The 14,327-nt window shown below is 45.0% G+C and carries 17 protein-coding genes; 7 read left to right on the top strand and 10 right to left on the bottom strand.

From position 1 onward, the window contains the following. Positions 1 to 144: 144 nt before the first annotated feature. The gene (locus MiAbW_RS20415) at positions 145 to 279 is read right to left on the bottom strand and encodes a hypothetical protein (protein ID WP_008197421.1); all 135 of its coding nucleotides are present in this window, start codon (positions 277 to 279) and stop codon (positions 145 to 147) included. 85 nt (positions 280 to 364) lie between these two features. Here MiAbW_RS20415 and MiAbW_RS05055 point away from each other — a divergent pair, with 85 nt between their 5' ends. Then, on the top strand, positions 365 to 1,303 hold the full coding sequence (locus MiAbW_RS05055) for an SGNH/GDSL hydrolase family protein (RefSeq protein WP_151695189.1): 939 nt from the start codon (positions 365 to 367) through the stop codon (positions 1,301 to 1,303). Positions 1,304 to 1,444: 141 nt separating this feature from the next. On the opposite strand, the gene MiAbW_RS05050 is transcribed toward MiAbW_RS05055, so the two are convergent. Together MiAbW_RS05050 and MiAbW_RS05045 are read right to left on the bottom strand one after the other, a co-directional pair. Next, complete coding sequence (locus MiAbW_RS05050) at positions 1,445 to 2,572, bottom strand: 5-(carboxyamino)imidazole ribonucleotide synthase (protein WP_151695188.1); 1,128 nt, start codon at positions 2,570 to 2,572, stop codon at positions 1,445 to 1,447. After that, a complete protein-coding gene (locus tag MiAbW_RS05045; RefSeq protein WP_151695187.1) occupies positions 2,569 to 3,078 on the bottom strand; it encodes a pentapeptide repeat-containing protein in 510 nt (169 codons plus the stop codon). Before MiAbW_RS05045 ends, MiAbW_RS05050 begins: the two co-directional genes overlap by 4 nt. Positions 3,079 to 3,348: 270 nt before the next feature. On the opposite strand from MiAbW_RS05045, the gene MiAbW_RS05040 reads away from it, so the two are divergent. Next, complete coding sequence (locus tag MiAbW_RS05040; protein ID WP_151695239.1) at positions 3,349 to 4,212, top strand: branched-chain amino acid ABC transporter permease; 864 nt, start codon at positions 3,349 to 3,351, stop codon at positions 4,210 to 4,212. A gap of 90 nt (positions 4,213 to 4,302) precedes the next feature. Here MiAbW_RS05040 and MiAbW_RS05035 read toward each other — a convergent pair whose 3' ends face one another. Continuing rightward, positions 4,303 to 4,686, bottom strand: coding sequence for a DUF4346 domain-containing protein (locus tag MiAbW_RS05035; RefSeq protein ID WP_151695186.1), 384 nt, complete (start codon positions 4,684 to 4,686; stop codon positions 4,303 to 4,305). A gap of 493 nt (positions 4,687 to 5,179) precedes the next feature. Next, complete coding sequence (locus MiAbW_RS05030) at positions 5,180 to 6,121, bottom strand: hypothetical protein (RefSeq protein WP_151695185.1); 942 nt, start codon at positions 6,119 to 6,121, stop codon at positions 5,180 to 5,182. 90 nt (positions 6,122 to 6,211) lie between these two features. On the opposite strand from MiAbW_RS05030, the gene MiAbW_RS05025 reads away from it, so the two are divergent. Continuing rightward, positions 6,212 to 7,033 carry a sulfotransferase family protein gene (locus tag MiAbW_RS05025; protein ID WP_151695184.1) on the top strand — a complete coding sequence of 274 codons (822 nt, stop codon included), beginning with the start codon at positions 6,212 to 6,214 and terminating at the stop codon, positions 7,031 to 7,033. 80 nt (positions 7,034 to 7,113) lie between these two features. Here the strand turns inward: MiAbW_RS05025 and MiAbW_RS05020 are convergent, their stop codons facing one another. Further along, positions 7,114 to 7,314: a hypothetical protein gene (locus MiAbW_RS05020; protein WP_002769558.1), complete on the bottom strand. Its 201-nt coding sequence runs from the start codon at positions 7,312 to 7,314 to the stop codon at positions 7,114 to 7,116. A 163-nt stretch (positions 7,315 to 7,477) separates the two neighbouring features. Here MiAbW_RS05020 and MiAbW_RS05015 point away from each other — a divergent pair, with 163 nt between their 5' ends. Further along, complete coding sequence (locus tag MiAbW_RS05015) at positions 7,478 to 8,395, top strand: alpha/beta fold hydrolase (RefSeq protein WP_151695183.1); 918 nt, start codon at positions 7,478 to 7,480, stop codon at positions 8,393 to 8,395. Here the strand turns inward: MiAbW_RS05015 and MiAbW_RS05010 are convergent. Further along, a complete protein-coding gene (locus MiAbW_RS05010) occupies positions 8,370 to 9,200 on the bottom strand; it encodes a hypothetical protein (RefSeq protein WP_151695182.1) in 831 nt (276 codons plus the stop codon). The two genes, MiAbW_RS05015 and MiAbW_RS05010, sit on opposite strands and share 26 nt — an antisense overlap. A 369-nt stretch (positions 9,201 to 9,569) precedes the next feature. Here MiAbW_RS05010 and MiAbW_RS05005 point away from each other — a divergent pair, with 369 nt between their 5' ends. Further along, positions 9,570 to 10,610, top strand: a complete 1,041-nt coding sequence (locus tag MiAbW_RS05005) for an adenosine deaminase (RefSeq protein WP_151695181.1) — start codon at positions 9,570 to 9,572, stop codon at positions 10,608 to 10,610. Between the two features lie 71 nt (positions 10,611 to 10,681). On the opposite strand, the gene MiAbW_RS05000 is transcribed toward MiAbW_RS05005, so the two are convergent. After that, positions 10,682 to 11,089 (bottom strand): MAPEG family protein, encoded by a 408-nt coding sequence (locus MiAbW_RS05000; RefSeq protein ID WP_151695180.1) that lies wholly within the window; start codon positions 11,087 to 11,089, stop codon positions 10,682 to 10,684. A gap of 8 nt (positions 11,090 to 11,097) precedes the next feature. After that, entirely contained in the window at positions 11,098 to 11,604 is a 507-nt protein-coding gene (locus MiAbW_RS04995) for a hypothetical protein (RefSeq protein WP_002741066.1), read from the bottom strand. 207 nt (positions 11,605 to 11,811) lie between these two features. On the opposite strand from MiAbW_RS04995, the gene MiAbW_RS04990 reads away from it, so the two are divergent. Both MiAbW_RS04990 and ruvX read left to right on the top strand, forming a co-directional pair. Continuing rightward, positions 11,812 to 13,053, top strand: coding sequence for a GNAT family N-acetyltransferase (locus tag MiAbW_RS04990; RefSeq protein WP_151695179.1), 1,242 nt, complete (start codon positions 11,812 to 11,814; stop codon positions 13,051 to 13,053). Next, entirely contained in the window at positions 13,053 to 13,574 is a 522-nt protein-coding gene (gene ruvX, locus MiAbW_RS04985; protein ID WP_151695238.1) for a Holliday junction resolvase RuvX, read from the top strand. The genes MiAbW_RS04990 and ruvX overlap by 1 nt, the downstream gene beginning before the upstream one ends. A gap of 63 nt (positions 13,575 to 13,637) precedes the next feature. Here ruvX and apcB read toward each other — a convergent pair whose 3' ends face one another. Beyond that, positions 13,638 to 14,231, bottom strand: a complete 594-nt coding sequence (gene apcB / locus MiAbW_RS04980) for an allophycocyanin subunit beta (RefSeq protein WP_202981344.1) — start codon at positions 14,229 to 14,231, stop codon at positions 13,638 to 13,640. Between the last annotated feature and the right edge of the window lie 96 nt (positions 14,232 to 14,327).

Here is a 14,327-nt window from a genome sequence, read left to right as displayed (position 1 = left end):
GTGTGACTAGCAAGCGCAATAGAGGGAACTAGCAATTTCTCCCTTGACCCTATCCTACAGGCTCAAGGGGACAAGAGGTGAGATCGTGATGGCAAGAAACTTAAACCGAGTGATGCCAAAAGTGAGCGAAATTATTCTAGTTAACTAGGTGTAGGCGACTTTCATTGCCCAAAGAATCAGAGCAATAATACTACCGATAACGATAATCGACGATATCGCCACTACTGCCGGTTTATCGGCTCCCTCAAATTTCATGATGCCACGATTTAAGTCTGACATTGCTTTTAACTCCTTTTCATGAGATGGATGTAGAAAGTATGAGACACTTCTTTAGGATCATAAATTAGCTAACTCTCATCTATCCGTGTTATTAGAAATTGGTATCATTCGGCTGTCTTTAATCATTCTAGGCGTTCTTTTCGTTCTTGGCCTTCTCCTTGAGGCTATTTTAAGAATTGTCTTCGGGTTCGGTAATCCGCTTATTTACAAAGCTGATGCCGAAATTGGCTATCTTTTGGCTCCTAATCAACAAACGCGCCGGTTTTCCAATTTTATCGCCGTTAATCAGTATTCGATGCGGAGCGATCCGATTACACCCCAACGGCCTCCGGAGACGACGAGAATAATGTTAATCGGTGATTCGATCGCTAATGGTTCCTGGTGGACAGATCAAAAAGAGACCATTTCTGCTTTAATCGCCAAAAATTTAGGACAGAATCCGAGGGGTTCGGTGGAAGTTCTCAATGCTTCGGCTAATTCTTGGGGACCGCGCAATCAATCGGCCTATCTGCGACGTTTCGGCACCTTTGAATCCCAGGTGATCGTGTTATTAATGAACACCGATGATCTGTTCGCTTTAGCTCCTAGTTCGGCGGTGGTGGGACGAGAAATTAATTATCCCTCTCGCCAGCCGGCTTTAGCTTTAATCGAATTGTACGATCGATATTTTAAGCGCTATCCTCCCCTACCACCGGTGCAAGAAGGAGGCGATCGAGTCGGCAATAATTTAACCGCTCTTGCCCAAATTCAAGCCATTGCTCTGGCTAATCAAGCCCGTTTAATTATCGCTATTACCCCCCTCATTCGCGAAACTCAAAAACAGGGGCGAGATTATGAATTAAAAGCCCGTCAAAGACTAGCGGATTTCACCAGCAACCAGCAGATTTTTTATCTAGATTTTTTGCCCATTTTTCAAGCCCATCCTAATCCTGATTCCCTCTATATCGATAATATTCATCTTAGCCGAGACGGTAACGAGTTAATTAGTCAAAAACTGGCCGAGGCAATCAAAAAGGTCTTTTAATTAGGGTTGACTGAAAAAGTTTGTTGCTAGTTATCAGTTATCAGATGTGAGTTTTCATATCTGAGTTTTCAGTTAACATTTTTATCAATTATCAGTTCACTGATTACTGTTTACTGTTCACTGAAAATACTTCCCACTTCCCTAACAACCATACCAAAGCTTTTCTATCTGCTTTGCTAGGGCTAATAACTCAGAGCGAGCGCTTGTATCCCTTAAGAGGGTGACATGGCCTAATTTTCGACCGGGACGGGATTTTTTACCGTACCAAAAAACGCAAGCGTCTGGGATGGCCGCTAAAATTGCTCTTTTTTCGGCATAATCACCGTCACTATCCTCAAAACCCAATAGATTAACCATAACTGCCCCGGCAGATTTTAAGTCCGTGGCTCCAAGGGGCAAATTAGCCACTGCTTGCAGTTGTAGGGCAAATTGGGAAGTAAGACAGGCAGAAAGGCTGTAATGACCGGAATTATGGGTACGGGGAGCGATTTCATTAATCAATACCTCTCCCTGGGCAGTGACAAATAACTCAATCCCGAAAACACCCACCGCCGACAAACTACTTAACAGATGAGAGGCGATAGGTTCGGTTTGAGTGTGTAAAGATTGGTTAAGAGCGGCGGGAGCGATTACCCAGTGACAGACTTGCTCCTCTTGATGGGTTTCCACCACGGGATAAGTGACGATTTCCCCAGTTAATCCCCTACCAGCAACGATGGCTAATTCTCGCTCGTAGGGAATATAAGCTTCTAACATCAAGTCAAGACGCTCTAATTGCGGCTTTTTGGCGTTTAATTCTTCAGGAGTGCGGATAATAAAGGTTCCTTGACCATCATAACCATGTCGTCGCGCTTTGAGCACTAGCGGAAAAGGATAATTTTCTAGTTGGGATAAATTATCTATCGCCCAAAAATCAGGCACAGGCAACCCTAGAGAGCGTAAATAACATCTTTGCTGGTATTTATCCAATAGGGGGCGCAGATTTGCCAAACTAGGATAGAATTTAACTCCTGTGGCCGCTAATTCTTCTAGGGCATCTAAATTAACAAACTCATTTTCAAAAGTAATCAGATCACAATGTTGAGCTAGTTTTTTTGTGCCTTCCACGTCAGCTATTTCCGCAAAGACAACCCCGTCAGCTAAAGCAACGGCGGGATCGTCGGGGTGTGGTGTTTGTACAATTAGAGAAATGCCTAATTTCTTGGCTTCCTGTGCCATCATCCATGCTAATTGTCCACCACCAATAACACCAACCCTTGTTTGCATCATTGATCACATCCTAAAGATTCTGGAGTAGAGACGCCGGTTTTTGAGTTGACACCCTCGGCTCTTTCACAGAGATTTTTGATTTGTTCAGCGTCAAGTACGGCAAAACTAAAATCAGCACCGTTGATATTTACCCCATCGAAAATGGTGCGCAGCATAATTGCTTCGGCAAAAATGGCATCGCTTAAATCGGAATTTTTAAAGGTACTCAGATAGGCTAACCCATTAGTTAAGTCCGCTCCATGAAAGTTGCCTTCGATGATAGAGGCTCCGTTAAACACTGCCCCGCGCAAATCGGCAGAGCTAAAGTTAGAATCTTGCAGATTAACGTTAGTAAATTGGGCAGATTGCAAATTTTGTCCCGAAAAATCCTTTCCTGTCAGATTCTGGTTTTCATAACTGGCATTGGCTCCTGTGACAGCAGCAGAACTGGCAGCTAAGGCATTGACAGGAGATAGGATAAGTAGTAGGGCAAAAAAAGCGATCGCTAATCGAAAGATAGTCTTCATTGGCGGAAAATTCCATCAGTGGGCATTCTTGATTTTATAGCAGTAAGCCATCGGCCGTCAGCTTTTCGCCGGCCGCGAGAAATTGCTGGCACACAAACCTTTATAATAGCTGTCTGAGCTTATACTGCCGTGTAATTTGGTCTAAACAAAAATATTTAAGCAACGGGCTGTCAGATTTCAGCTAAATGAAGTAAAAGACAAAAGTTAATTAATTTTCTCTCTCCTGACTTCTATTTCTAAGGACAATTTTTGATTTATACAAGAGGTTTGATGGATACACCACAACTTTTATTCAATGGTTTAGCCGTCGGTAGTATTATTGCTCTGGCTGCTGTCGGGTTAACCCTTACCTGTGGCATTTTGCGTCTGTCTAATTTTGCCCACGGCGATTTTATGACTTTGGGTGCTTACATAACTTGGGTGGTAAATGCACAAGGGATTAATCTCTGGTTAGCGATGCTGGTGGGGGCAGCGGTGACAGCTATTGCTATGCTCGTTGCCGAGAGATTATTATGGAAACCTATGCGCGATCGACGGGCTGATTCTACCACTTTAATTATTATTTCGATCGGTTTGGCTTTATTTCTTCGCAATGGTATTTTAATGATCTGGGGCGGCAGTAATCAACGCTACGATCTGCCTGTGATGCCCGCTACAGAAATTTTTGGGATTAAAGTAGCTTTTGATCGCTTGTTAGTTATTGGTTTGGCAATTATAGTTATTATTGCCCTCCATTTGTTATTGCAAAAAACTAAGATCGGTAAGGCGATGCGCGCCGTATCTGACAGCACCGATTTAGCTAGAGTAACCGGAATTAACGTCGAATGGGTTGTTTTCTGGACATGGATAATTACGGGAGTTTTAACTGCTTTAGCCGGAGGTATGTTCGGGTTAATTACCGGGGGAGTACGTCCCAATATGGGCTGGTTTTTAATCTTACCAATGTTTGCCGCCGTTATTTTAGGTGGTATTGGTAATCCCTACGGAGCGATTGCTGGGGCTTTAATTATTGGTGTTGCTCAAGAAATTAGTGTTCCCTTAATTGGTTCCAACTATAAATTAGCCGTGGCTTTATTAATTATGATCTTGCTGTTATTATTCCGTCCCCAAGGTTTATTTAAAGGCACGATTTAACAGTTATCAGTTATCAGATGTAAGTTTTAAGTTATTTATCTTCATCTTTATCCCTGATTACTGATTACTGTTTACTGAAAAGCCCAATTTTTAATCCTGAATATATTCTTCTCCGGTGATTAAAGCGTATTCAGCGCGGGTGAATTCTCGACCTAAATAAGCAGCATGATCGAACATAGTAATCGGACAAGGTTGGGTTTCTTCGATCACTTGGACGGCTAATTCTTTGGCAGTCCTGGCGGTGTAAATAGTCTCAGGATTGCGATCAAGTTTTTGCCTAACACCGATAACTTTTCCCGTTTCTGGATCGACGGCTAAACCTTTTTCGTTGATAATATTGCTGTAATGTTTGGCACAGATTAACCCGGCTTCTCGGTCTAGATAAATAATAAAATATCCGGCGGGATCGAGAGCGATCGGACGTTTGGAAAGTTGATAATCAATAGCAGTGATTTGGGATTTTAATTCGCTCATTTTCTTGACAAAATTACTTAAATATGTAGGTAAAAGCAAGAATAAATTATATCACATACCCTCAACCTTACCCTAGAACATTTCGTAGATGTACAGCGTTTTTCCTATAGATGAGGTAAAAAAGCAAGATGGTGCGAACCAATTACGAAGGCTGAAAAGACTCGGAGCAAGCTTCATCTAGCTCTCGATAAGTTCCCAGTTTTAATTTTTTTAAGATAAATTTGATTGGGTGAATCTCATTTTTGTCAATCTACTAAGTTGGGGATTTTTCAGGGGAAACTCTCGGCTAAAATTGGGCGTTATTTCGGCGCGCATTAGGCTAACTGCGAGATGCTTACAGGCAATTGTTCATATTTTTGTACCAATTTCAGAGTCCCTGATAATTGCTGATTGTCCGTATTTCTGCACAGGTACTATGAAATCTAAGCGGCGATCGCTTGATAAACAATCTCTAAGTACCGCCTCACCTTAAATCTAGAGAACTAACCCTTTCTTAGTACCATAATTCGGGGATCAGGTCATAATAACCAGCTTGTTGGGGTGGGTAAATACCCGTTTCGATCTTTTCGATAATACTAGGCCAAGCTTGCCTAAAAGCGGCAGAGCGCTCGTTGGGGTGCAGAGTCCAACCTTTAGGATTGGTGAGAGTGGCGCGATAGTAGTTGCTTTGTTCTAGGGAGCGAGAAACCATAATTTCCCAAGAATCAAGTTTTCCTTTCCCAGTCAAAATATTGCCCCAAGCTTTTAAACCATCGGGTAAATGATCGAGAAAGGTATTTTTATAAGAGCGCCAGAGGGGGGTCATCGGTAAAAGGCGATCATAGCGACGACAATTAAGTAGATAGGCACGACTACCAAAAAATTTAAATTGATAGAATCCGTCGGGATTTTTCGTGCAAGGATGGGAAGAATCAATCGTACCATCAGGCCGCGGCGGACCAGACAAAGGACGCACAAACATCATTTCTGGATGGGTTTCCATTAACTCGATCCCTTCGCAGATCCAACTGTAATCCGGTTCTTGGTAGAGCATCATGTCACTGTCATAATGAACCATATAATCGCTGCGACATTCCTCGATTTTGAAGATCGAGCCGAAAATCGGATAACCTTTGTAGTTATGGGTGGAACGGAGGGGACTGCCGAAATGCTTTTGATAGATACGCTGACGATAGCTGGGATCGTAGTTAAAATCCACTAGGCGATCGATTATGCCATCTTTAAGTAATTTTTCACCACAGGCTCTTAATTCCTCCATTGTACCCAGTCCGGGGCGATTAACCTTTTCCCCGCTTAAAGGGGCTGTGTCAATAGCGAGTACCTTTTCCTGGAAGGGAAACTGACTCATTTTGACTAGATGGGGAATAGTGTTCATCATAAACCAGACATCGGTTCGCGCTGTAAAAAACCAGAGCGAACAACTTGGTAATCCCATTTTGTATAAACCTCACTTTTGTTTGGGTCTTAAATGGGATACATTATAGGGGAATCTTAGCGACAAGTTGACAGAATTCCTTATTAACCTATGACTATAGCCCTCGATCGCCTACCCAAATCTTGGCAGGGTTTAACCCATCGTTTAACTTATAAGTATTTTCAGGTACGCATTGACACACCTAAAGACCCCTATAAAATCCTCTTTCGTCCCCAACCCTATCAGGTTTTATTTATCCTTAGCCATATGCGATCGGGTTCGTCTTTATTGACTCATATCCTCAATTCTAATCCTGAAATTATCGGTTTTGGCGAAACTCATCTGGTTTATGAGAGTGAACAGGATTTTAAAGCTTTAATGTTTAAACTCTACTGGCGTTTGAAAGATTTAAACATGAATCATAAATATATTTTAGATAAAGTTCTTCACGATCAGAAGTTTTTAGATCAGAGTTTTTTGCAATCTGATGCGGTTAAGACCATATTTTTACTACGAGAACCCCGGCGCACTTTAGCGAGTATTCTAGATATTAAACCCCATCAAAATGAGCAGCACGCCCTGGATTATTATACCGGTCGTTTAGCCACCCTAGAAAGTTATGCTCGCTTAATTAACAGCAAAGAAAAGAGTTTATTTATCACCCACGCTCAGCTATTAAACCAAAGCCAATTGGTCTTTGATAGTTTACAGAGTCATCTCGATACTAAAACGGGATTTTCTGAAGAATATCGAGTTTTAAAAACCACTGGCAGCCGTGGTATTGGCGATTCTTCCGAGAATATCAGAGCGGGTAAAATTATTAAACAAGCCAGAAAATTAGATATAGAAATTTCCGACGCTGTTTTAACCCAAGCCCAAAAAGCCTACGATCAATGCTACGAAACCCTCAGCCATTATTGTCATTGTATCTAAGCTGAATTGGCGATTCTCTCCTCCGAGTGCTAAGAAAATCCCCCTAACTCAACTCTAAGTTGAGCTTTTGGCCAGTCAGATTAGCCTTCAATATTAGCAATTGTAAAGCCCATCTGACACTCGTAGAGATTGGGCTGTTGGCTGCCCCCTTTGCCCAAGGAGTGACCACAGCCTAGTTTACCCTCTCGCCATCGGGGTTGCCCCTGCTGGTTGGCTAAAAGACAGCCCTGACAGACAGAACCCGGATCGAGAATGTGTTCGTCGGTTAAAATCACTAACATGACGTTCACCCCCATTGATCTCCGATCATTTTTGTCTCTATTGTAAGGGGTTTTTTCTGAGATGTAGTGACTCGTTATACAGTCCTTCCCCTCTCCTAGCCGTCACTTAACCTGACGGTATATATTAAGAAAAGCAACAAATACTTTACAGGTAAACAAAAGTATGCAGCAAATTCTAGGATTAGAGACACAACCAAAAATTTGGCATTGGCGGGGATTCAAAATCACCTATCAGAGTGCGGGGGAGACAGGGCCAGCGATCGTGCTTGTACATGGATTTGGGGCATCTTGGGGGCATTGGCGGAAAAATATCCCCGTTTTAGGCGAAAAATGTCGCTGTTTTGCCCTAGATTTAATTGGTTTTGGCGGTTCCGACAAACCCGAACCAAAAAACCAGATCGATTACACTTTCGAGACTTGGGGGGCGCAAATTGCCGATTTTTGTCGGGAAGTGGTGGGGGGGCCCGCTTTTTTGGTGGGTAATTCCATCGGTTGCGTGGCCATTATGCAGGCTGCCGTCGATCATCCCGATTTTGTCCTTGGGGTGGCGGCGATCAATTGTTCCCTCAGACTACTGCACGAAAGAAAACGGGGGAAATTACCCTGGTATCGTCGTTTAGGCGCAGATATTGCCCAAATAATTCTTAAAAATAAAGCAATTGGGGCTTTTTTCTTCCAACAGATCGCTAAACCCCAGACAGTGCGTAAAATTCTCCTGCAAGCTTATCGGCGCTCGGAAGCGGTAACGGAGGAATTAGTGGAAATAATCTTAAAACCCGCCAGAGATACGGGAGCGATCGAGGTTTTTCTCGCTTTTACCGGTTATTCTGGCGGCCCACTCCCAGAAGACCTGCTGCCGATTCTCCCCTGTCCAGCGATTCTGCTTTGGGGTAGCGAGGATCCCTGGGAACCCTTGCCCTTAGGCCAAGAATTAGCACGATTCCCGACAGTAAAACAGTTTATCCCCTTAGCCGGTTTAGGCCACTGTCCCCAGGATGAAGCCCCAGAAATAGTTAATCCGATTTTATTAGACTTCCTGCAAGCTCAAAGTCCCTCTAGTAGCCAGAAGGCTGGGCATTAATGGGTTGTTGGATGGAGAAACCTCGGTTAGTAGTTTGAGGAGGAACTTGATTGGGGTTGCCATTATTGTTAGGCGGCATTCCCTGATTGGGATAACCAGTGACGTTAGGTTGATTGCCGTAGATGGGGGCCTGATATACGGGGGGTTGATATACGGGAGATTGGTTGCTAGAGCCAAGGACTGGGTTAGGGTTGGCATTATTCTGGGAGGGTAGGGGCGGAACATTTTGTTGATAAGGGGAATAATTTCCCTGGGGGTTGACTTGATTCAGGTTGCCACCAGGGTTGAGATTAGGAGAATTATTCGAGTTAGCAGTCCGCGAGCGATTTTCGATTTCCCTTTGTAAAGGATAATTGCTATTGTCGCCACTGATCGGTTGCACTTGAATCGGTTGCAGACTTTTACTAGCCTTCGGTACTGGATTTGGCTTAGTCTGCGGCATCAACGGGGTGAATAAAGAGGGTTCTTGGTTGTTATTGGGATTATTGTTTAAAGGATCAAAAGTCCCCGTCGAGGAAGGTTTCTTCTGGCGAGCGGTATTATTATCGACAGAAATGGCCGGCAGTGGTAGAGCAATGGGGGGAGGAGCATCGGTAATCTGGTCAGACAGGATTTCCCGTTCCTCTAAGGACATTCTTGGGGTATTTGATCCCGAACCCAACCATTGAGGATTCTGTTGATATACCCAGAAAGCCATTAGAGCCAAGGAAAACATTCCTAACGGTAGCCAAAATAAAGGTCGGGCAAAGGGTTTTAATCCTGCCCAGAAATAGCGCATGGAAGAAGAATCTTTGTGGCCACTCATACCGCTTCACCCTCTATAGGTTTTCCTCCATGGTATCAAATCAGTGATCAGTTATTGGTTACCAGTGAGCAGTTATCAGAAGTCGGTCATCAGGAGATAGGGTGATAGGGTTTTGGGCTTCGGCCGTGAGCTCAGCGTTCGACAAAAGCTCACGCCGAAGTCTCATGCCGAAGTCTCACGCCGAGGTCCGAACGGGTGATAGGGTGATGAGACAGCTGCCCCATTTCCCCATTTCCCCATTTCCCCATTTCCCCATTTCCCACACTGTTCACTGAATAGGTACTGATACTATTTGGGAATGATTGTCAAACAATTGTAAAACTTCGTTATATTTAAGGAATATTTGAGAGACTAAGGAGCAGCGGAGTTGTGGCTTTATACGCGGATTTGCATCGGCATTTAGGGGGATCGGTAGTACCGAGAATTCTCTGGCGCTACTTTCACAGACATGAGCGGGATTTAGCGGCCAAATTCCCGGAATACCCCGCTTTTGAGGAATTTTACACCCGCGAACGCAATAGTTTAGATGAGTATTTAGAATTACATACCCTGGTGGAAAGTGTTCAAACCGCCCAAACTTTGCCCTATTTTATCTATCGTCTGATTCGCGGTGCTTACATCTTCGAGAATCTTGCCTATTTAGAATTGCGCTATACTCCTTACTATCGCACCGACGAACATTTGAACCAAACAGAGCGAATCGAGCAAATGCGATCGATTGTCGAGATCGTCGGTCAAGCCTCGAAAATGAGCGAATATCCGATTATTACCAGTCAAATTCTCTGTATGCACTCGCGACTTCCCTACGAAGTCAACAAAGCGATCGTTGATCTGGCCCTAGGGATGAGAGAATACGTCTGTGCGATCGATATTGCCGGGGGTGATTCCTACTACCAAACTCGACTAGAGGAATTTGCTGGTTTATACAGTTATGCCAGGGAAGAGGGGTTAAATACCACCGGCCATCTTTACGAAACAAAGAACGGTTGTTATCCCCAATTACTGCCCTATCTGCAAAGAATTGGTCACGGTATTCAAATTCCCCTACAATACCCAGAACTGCTGCCGGAAGTTGCCCGTCGTCGTCAATGTTTAGAAGTCTGTCCCACCACCTATTTAAAAACTGGCACCCTTGAGAGTTTATCGCAATTAAAGATAGTCTTCGATCGCTGTTTTGAAGCGGGGGTTGATATTGCTATCTGTACCGACAATGCTGGTTTACACAATGTCCGGCTGCCCTTCGAGTACGAGAATTTACTCACCCTAGACGTGATCGATTTTCGACAATTACAAGCTTGTCAAGATGCCGCTTTTCGCCATGCTTTTGCTTGGCCCTATAGTCAAAAACCCGCCTCACTTTTAACCGGTTTGTTATCAGTGGATAATCCCAAATTACCGGTTTATCAGTAACAAAATTAACCTTAGTTCGGGTTAGGCAACTTCTAACCCGATTTCCCATCGGGGTTTTTGCCCCTCCCGAACTACTGAATCTTGATTAAACTCAAGCCAAAGAGAGTATAGGTACACAGAGAACTAAGGCCGAACATCAGGGAACGAGCGATCGGGATATTAGTGATATAAAAAAGGGAAAATAGAAGCCGGAGGATCACAAAAGCGATCGCACAGTTAGCAGCCAGAGAGGAGGAGACTCCTGTAACGTAGGCCATGAGAGCGGCGGCACTATAGATCATAAAGGTTTCAAAACCATTTTGATGGGCCCAAGTTGCTCGTTTAGCGTAGTCTGGGAGTTGGTCGAACATGGCCCGGGGAGCGGAGGTATCGTAACCCACCTTAGCCCTAGCGTAAGCCACCAGCAGAAAAGGTAGATAGACAGAGATAGCGGCAGCCACGATCGAATAGAGAAGAATGGCACTGACGGAGAGATTCATTGCGGAATTTAGTCAAAATAAAATAGGGTAACTAGCTTGCGTTGATCTTCCGCTTCCGCGCAGGTTTGCAAAAGGGTTTGACTGTCGTGGAAAGCAAAACAGATTAACTGTTGACAACGATTGATAATCTCGCGATTACAGAGGCTGCTGGCTTCCCCTAGGGAGAGATGGTCATTTTCGGGACATTCCACCAGATGGATAACCTGCTGAAGTTGTTCTTGGGATTCCAGGGGTTGGCGATCAAGACTTTGGGGTAAGATCACGGTTAACAGATTAGGATCTGCCCGCATTGCCCCCTTAATGACGGCGGAATTGGTTCCCGTCGCCCCGGAGGTCATAATCCGATTGCCCGCCAGTACAAGGGCATAGGCCATCATTTCGATCAATTGCTGGTGTGTGATGGGAACGTGACGGGAACCCAATAAAGCGACGCGCTTAGAACCGGTCTGCTGAATGGCGGCTAGTTCTTGAGCTAGAGTGTCTAGGGTGTTAGTGGTATCTACAGATTGACTCAAAGACTTTTACTGCAAATTCGGACTGATTAACCGTCCGTTATTGTAGCATCGAATTGTCATGATCGGAAATTTTGCCCAGAAAACCCCAGTTACTGATCGAGGTGTTCTTTCTGGGACTCCTTGAACCGTCAGAAATTGTTATTGGTGCAGAAGTGCCTCTAGATTCTGCTGTAAGATAGGTGCATAGACGATATTTACCCCAGAGCCATGACCACTTCTCCTGTTCCCCAAGGGGACGATTTTAGCGATCGCCCAATCCGTCCCGTACAATATCGGGATTTGGAAGACATTGAAGCTTTAACCTTGGATGACTTCGATGAGGATATTGATCGTCGCACCCAAAATTTCCGCACGCAGGTGCAGCTGGTGCGGCCTTGGTTTGGGTTGTTTAAAATTCTCAGTTTTTTTCCCAATCCTCTCCAACACCGTTTTCATGTCTATGTGGCCGAGTCCCTGGCTAATCGGGGAGAAGAAGGGAAAATTCGCGGGGCAATCCAAGTCGCCCCTTTTAATAGTAGTCGCAGCACTTGGCGGGTGGAACAGGTGCGGGTGCAGCCAGGGGAGTCTTTAAGCGAACCCAAGGGCATCGGGGCGCAATTACTGCGTTATTGTCTAGAAACGGTTTGGGAAGCCCGCACCTGGGTGTTAGAGGTTAATATCAATCAAAAGGACAGTTTGGCACTTTTTCGGCAACACGGTTTTCAGCCTTTGGCGGAATTAACCTATTGGTCTTTACCGCCGCAATTATTACAGGAATTGAGCAAACAAGAGGCAGATTTACCGAATTTACTGCCGGTGAGCAATGCTGACGCTCAATTGCTCTATCAGTTAGATTGTGTGTCTATGCCACCGTTACTGCGTCAGGTATTTGATCGCCATATCCAGGATTTTAAAATCAGTTTAGTTGATAGTTTGTTCGGTCGCTGTCAAGGTTGGTGCGGCGGTCCGCAAATTAGTCGCGGTTACGTTTTTGAACCACAACGAAAAGCTGCGATCGGTTATTTTGAATTAATCCTATCTAACCGGGATGAGCGACCCCATCAAGCGAAATTAATTGTCCATCCTGCCTACACTTGGCTCTATCCTAAGTTACTAATCCAGATGGCCCAGATCACTCACAAGTATGCCCCTCGATCACTAGAGTTGATATCTGCTGATTATCAGCACGAAAGACGGGAATATCTGGAACAATTGGGAGCAATCCGCAGTTCCCACACCCTGATGATGTCCCGCTCGGTATGGCACAAAATCCGCGAAACTAGGCCAGAAAATTCCGCCCTGGCAGAAATGCTGCAGGGTTTACAACCGGTGCCACGAACTCCCATCCCTAGTCGGATGTCTTGGTTAAAATGGCCCAATAATTCCCCCCTAGAATCCCTCGACAGTACGGGGGAACTTCCCCCAGTTAAACCGCCCTCGGAACCCCCCGATCAGGGGCATCCAGTGTGATGGAAAGAGTCGCCGCTTTGGGCTTAGATATCGGCAAAAAACGGGTAGGAGTGGCGGGCTGTGACGGCACAGGTTTAATCGCCACCGGTTTGACCACGATTATCCGTTCTTCCTTTGTTGCCGACTTAGCACAATTTGAAGCGATTGTCAAGGAAAGAAATATTAAGATTTTGGTGGCAGGACTGCCCTATACGATGGCAGGAGAGTTAGGATTTCAGGCTAAACAGGTGCAAAAATACGCCGAGAAACTAGCGATCGCCTTGTATTTGCCCCTCGAATACATTGATGAGCGATGCACGTCCCTAGAGGCGGAAGAATTCTTAAAAGCCAAAAAACAGTTTTCCTCTTGGGATAAGGGAGCGATCGATCGGGAAGCGGCGGCGATTATTTTACAACAATGGCTCGATCGCCGACGGCGAGTTAATAATTCAGGAGACGGGAGACGGGAGACAGGAGACAGGAGACGGGAGACAGGAGACAGGAGACAGGAGACAGGAGACAGGAGACGGGAGAGAAATTAATAAATACTCTTGCCTCTTGCCTGTTGCCTCTTGCCTTTCCTAACCGATAACTGATAACTGAATTTAAATAGACACTTCGCTTAATTCGCGAGTGAGATGATCAAAGGGTTCAGCGATCAGAGAGGTGTCGGCAATACCCGCCTCAGTAGCCATGGATTGAATCATTTCGCTCATGATTTGGATACCGCGCACCGTCGGACCGATGGGAACACCGAGGGAATTATAGGTTTCCCGCAGTCCTTGCAGTACCCGCTCATCTAGAACATTAGTATCAGCAGCTACTAGGGCATAACTGGCATAGCGCAGATAGTAATCCATATCCCGCAGACAGGCAGAATAACGACGGGTGGTGTAGGCATTACCCCCGGCGCGGATCAATTCGGGAACTTCTTCAAATAGACGAATCGCCGCCCCACGCACCAGCGCCGCCGAATTAGCGTTAATTAGGGCGGCGGCAGCTAGACGGGCAGTTCCCGAAGCGAAATATTGTTTAAGATTATCGATCGCATCTCGATCGAGATAACGTCCGGTGACATCGTATTTTCTAATCAGGCTAGTTACCGCGTCTCGCATTATGAAGTTTCTCCCAACAGCAATAAAGACATTTTTGAGTTTCGCTTTATTTATAATCTCACAGGGTTGAACTTCGGGGGACATCCCTAGTCTAACTCTCTTGCTTGTCTAACAATTTGTTGTTTTTTTGAGATATTTCTTTACATTTAAGGCATTGGGCGAACCTGCCCTGGGTGGCGG

Source organism: Microcystis aeruginosa NIES-4325 (genome assembly GCF_008974145.1).
Classification (GTDB): Bacteria; Cyanobacteriota; Cyanobacteriia; order Cyanobacteriales; family Microcystaceae; genus Microcystis; species Microcystis aeruginosa_G.
This window is presented reverse-complemented; position numbering and strand designations above follow the sequence as displayed.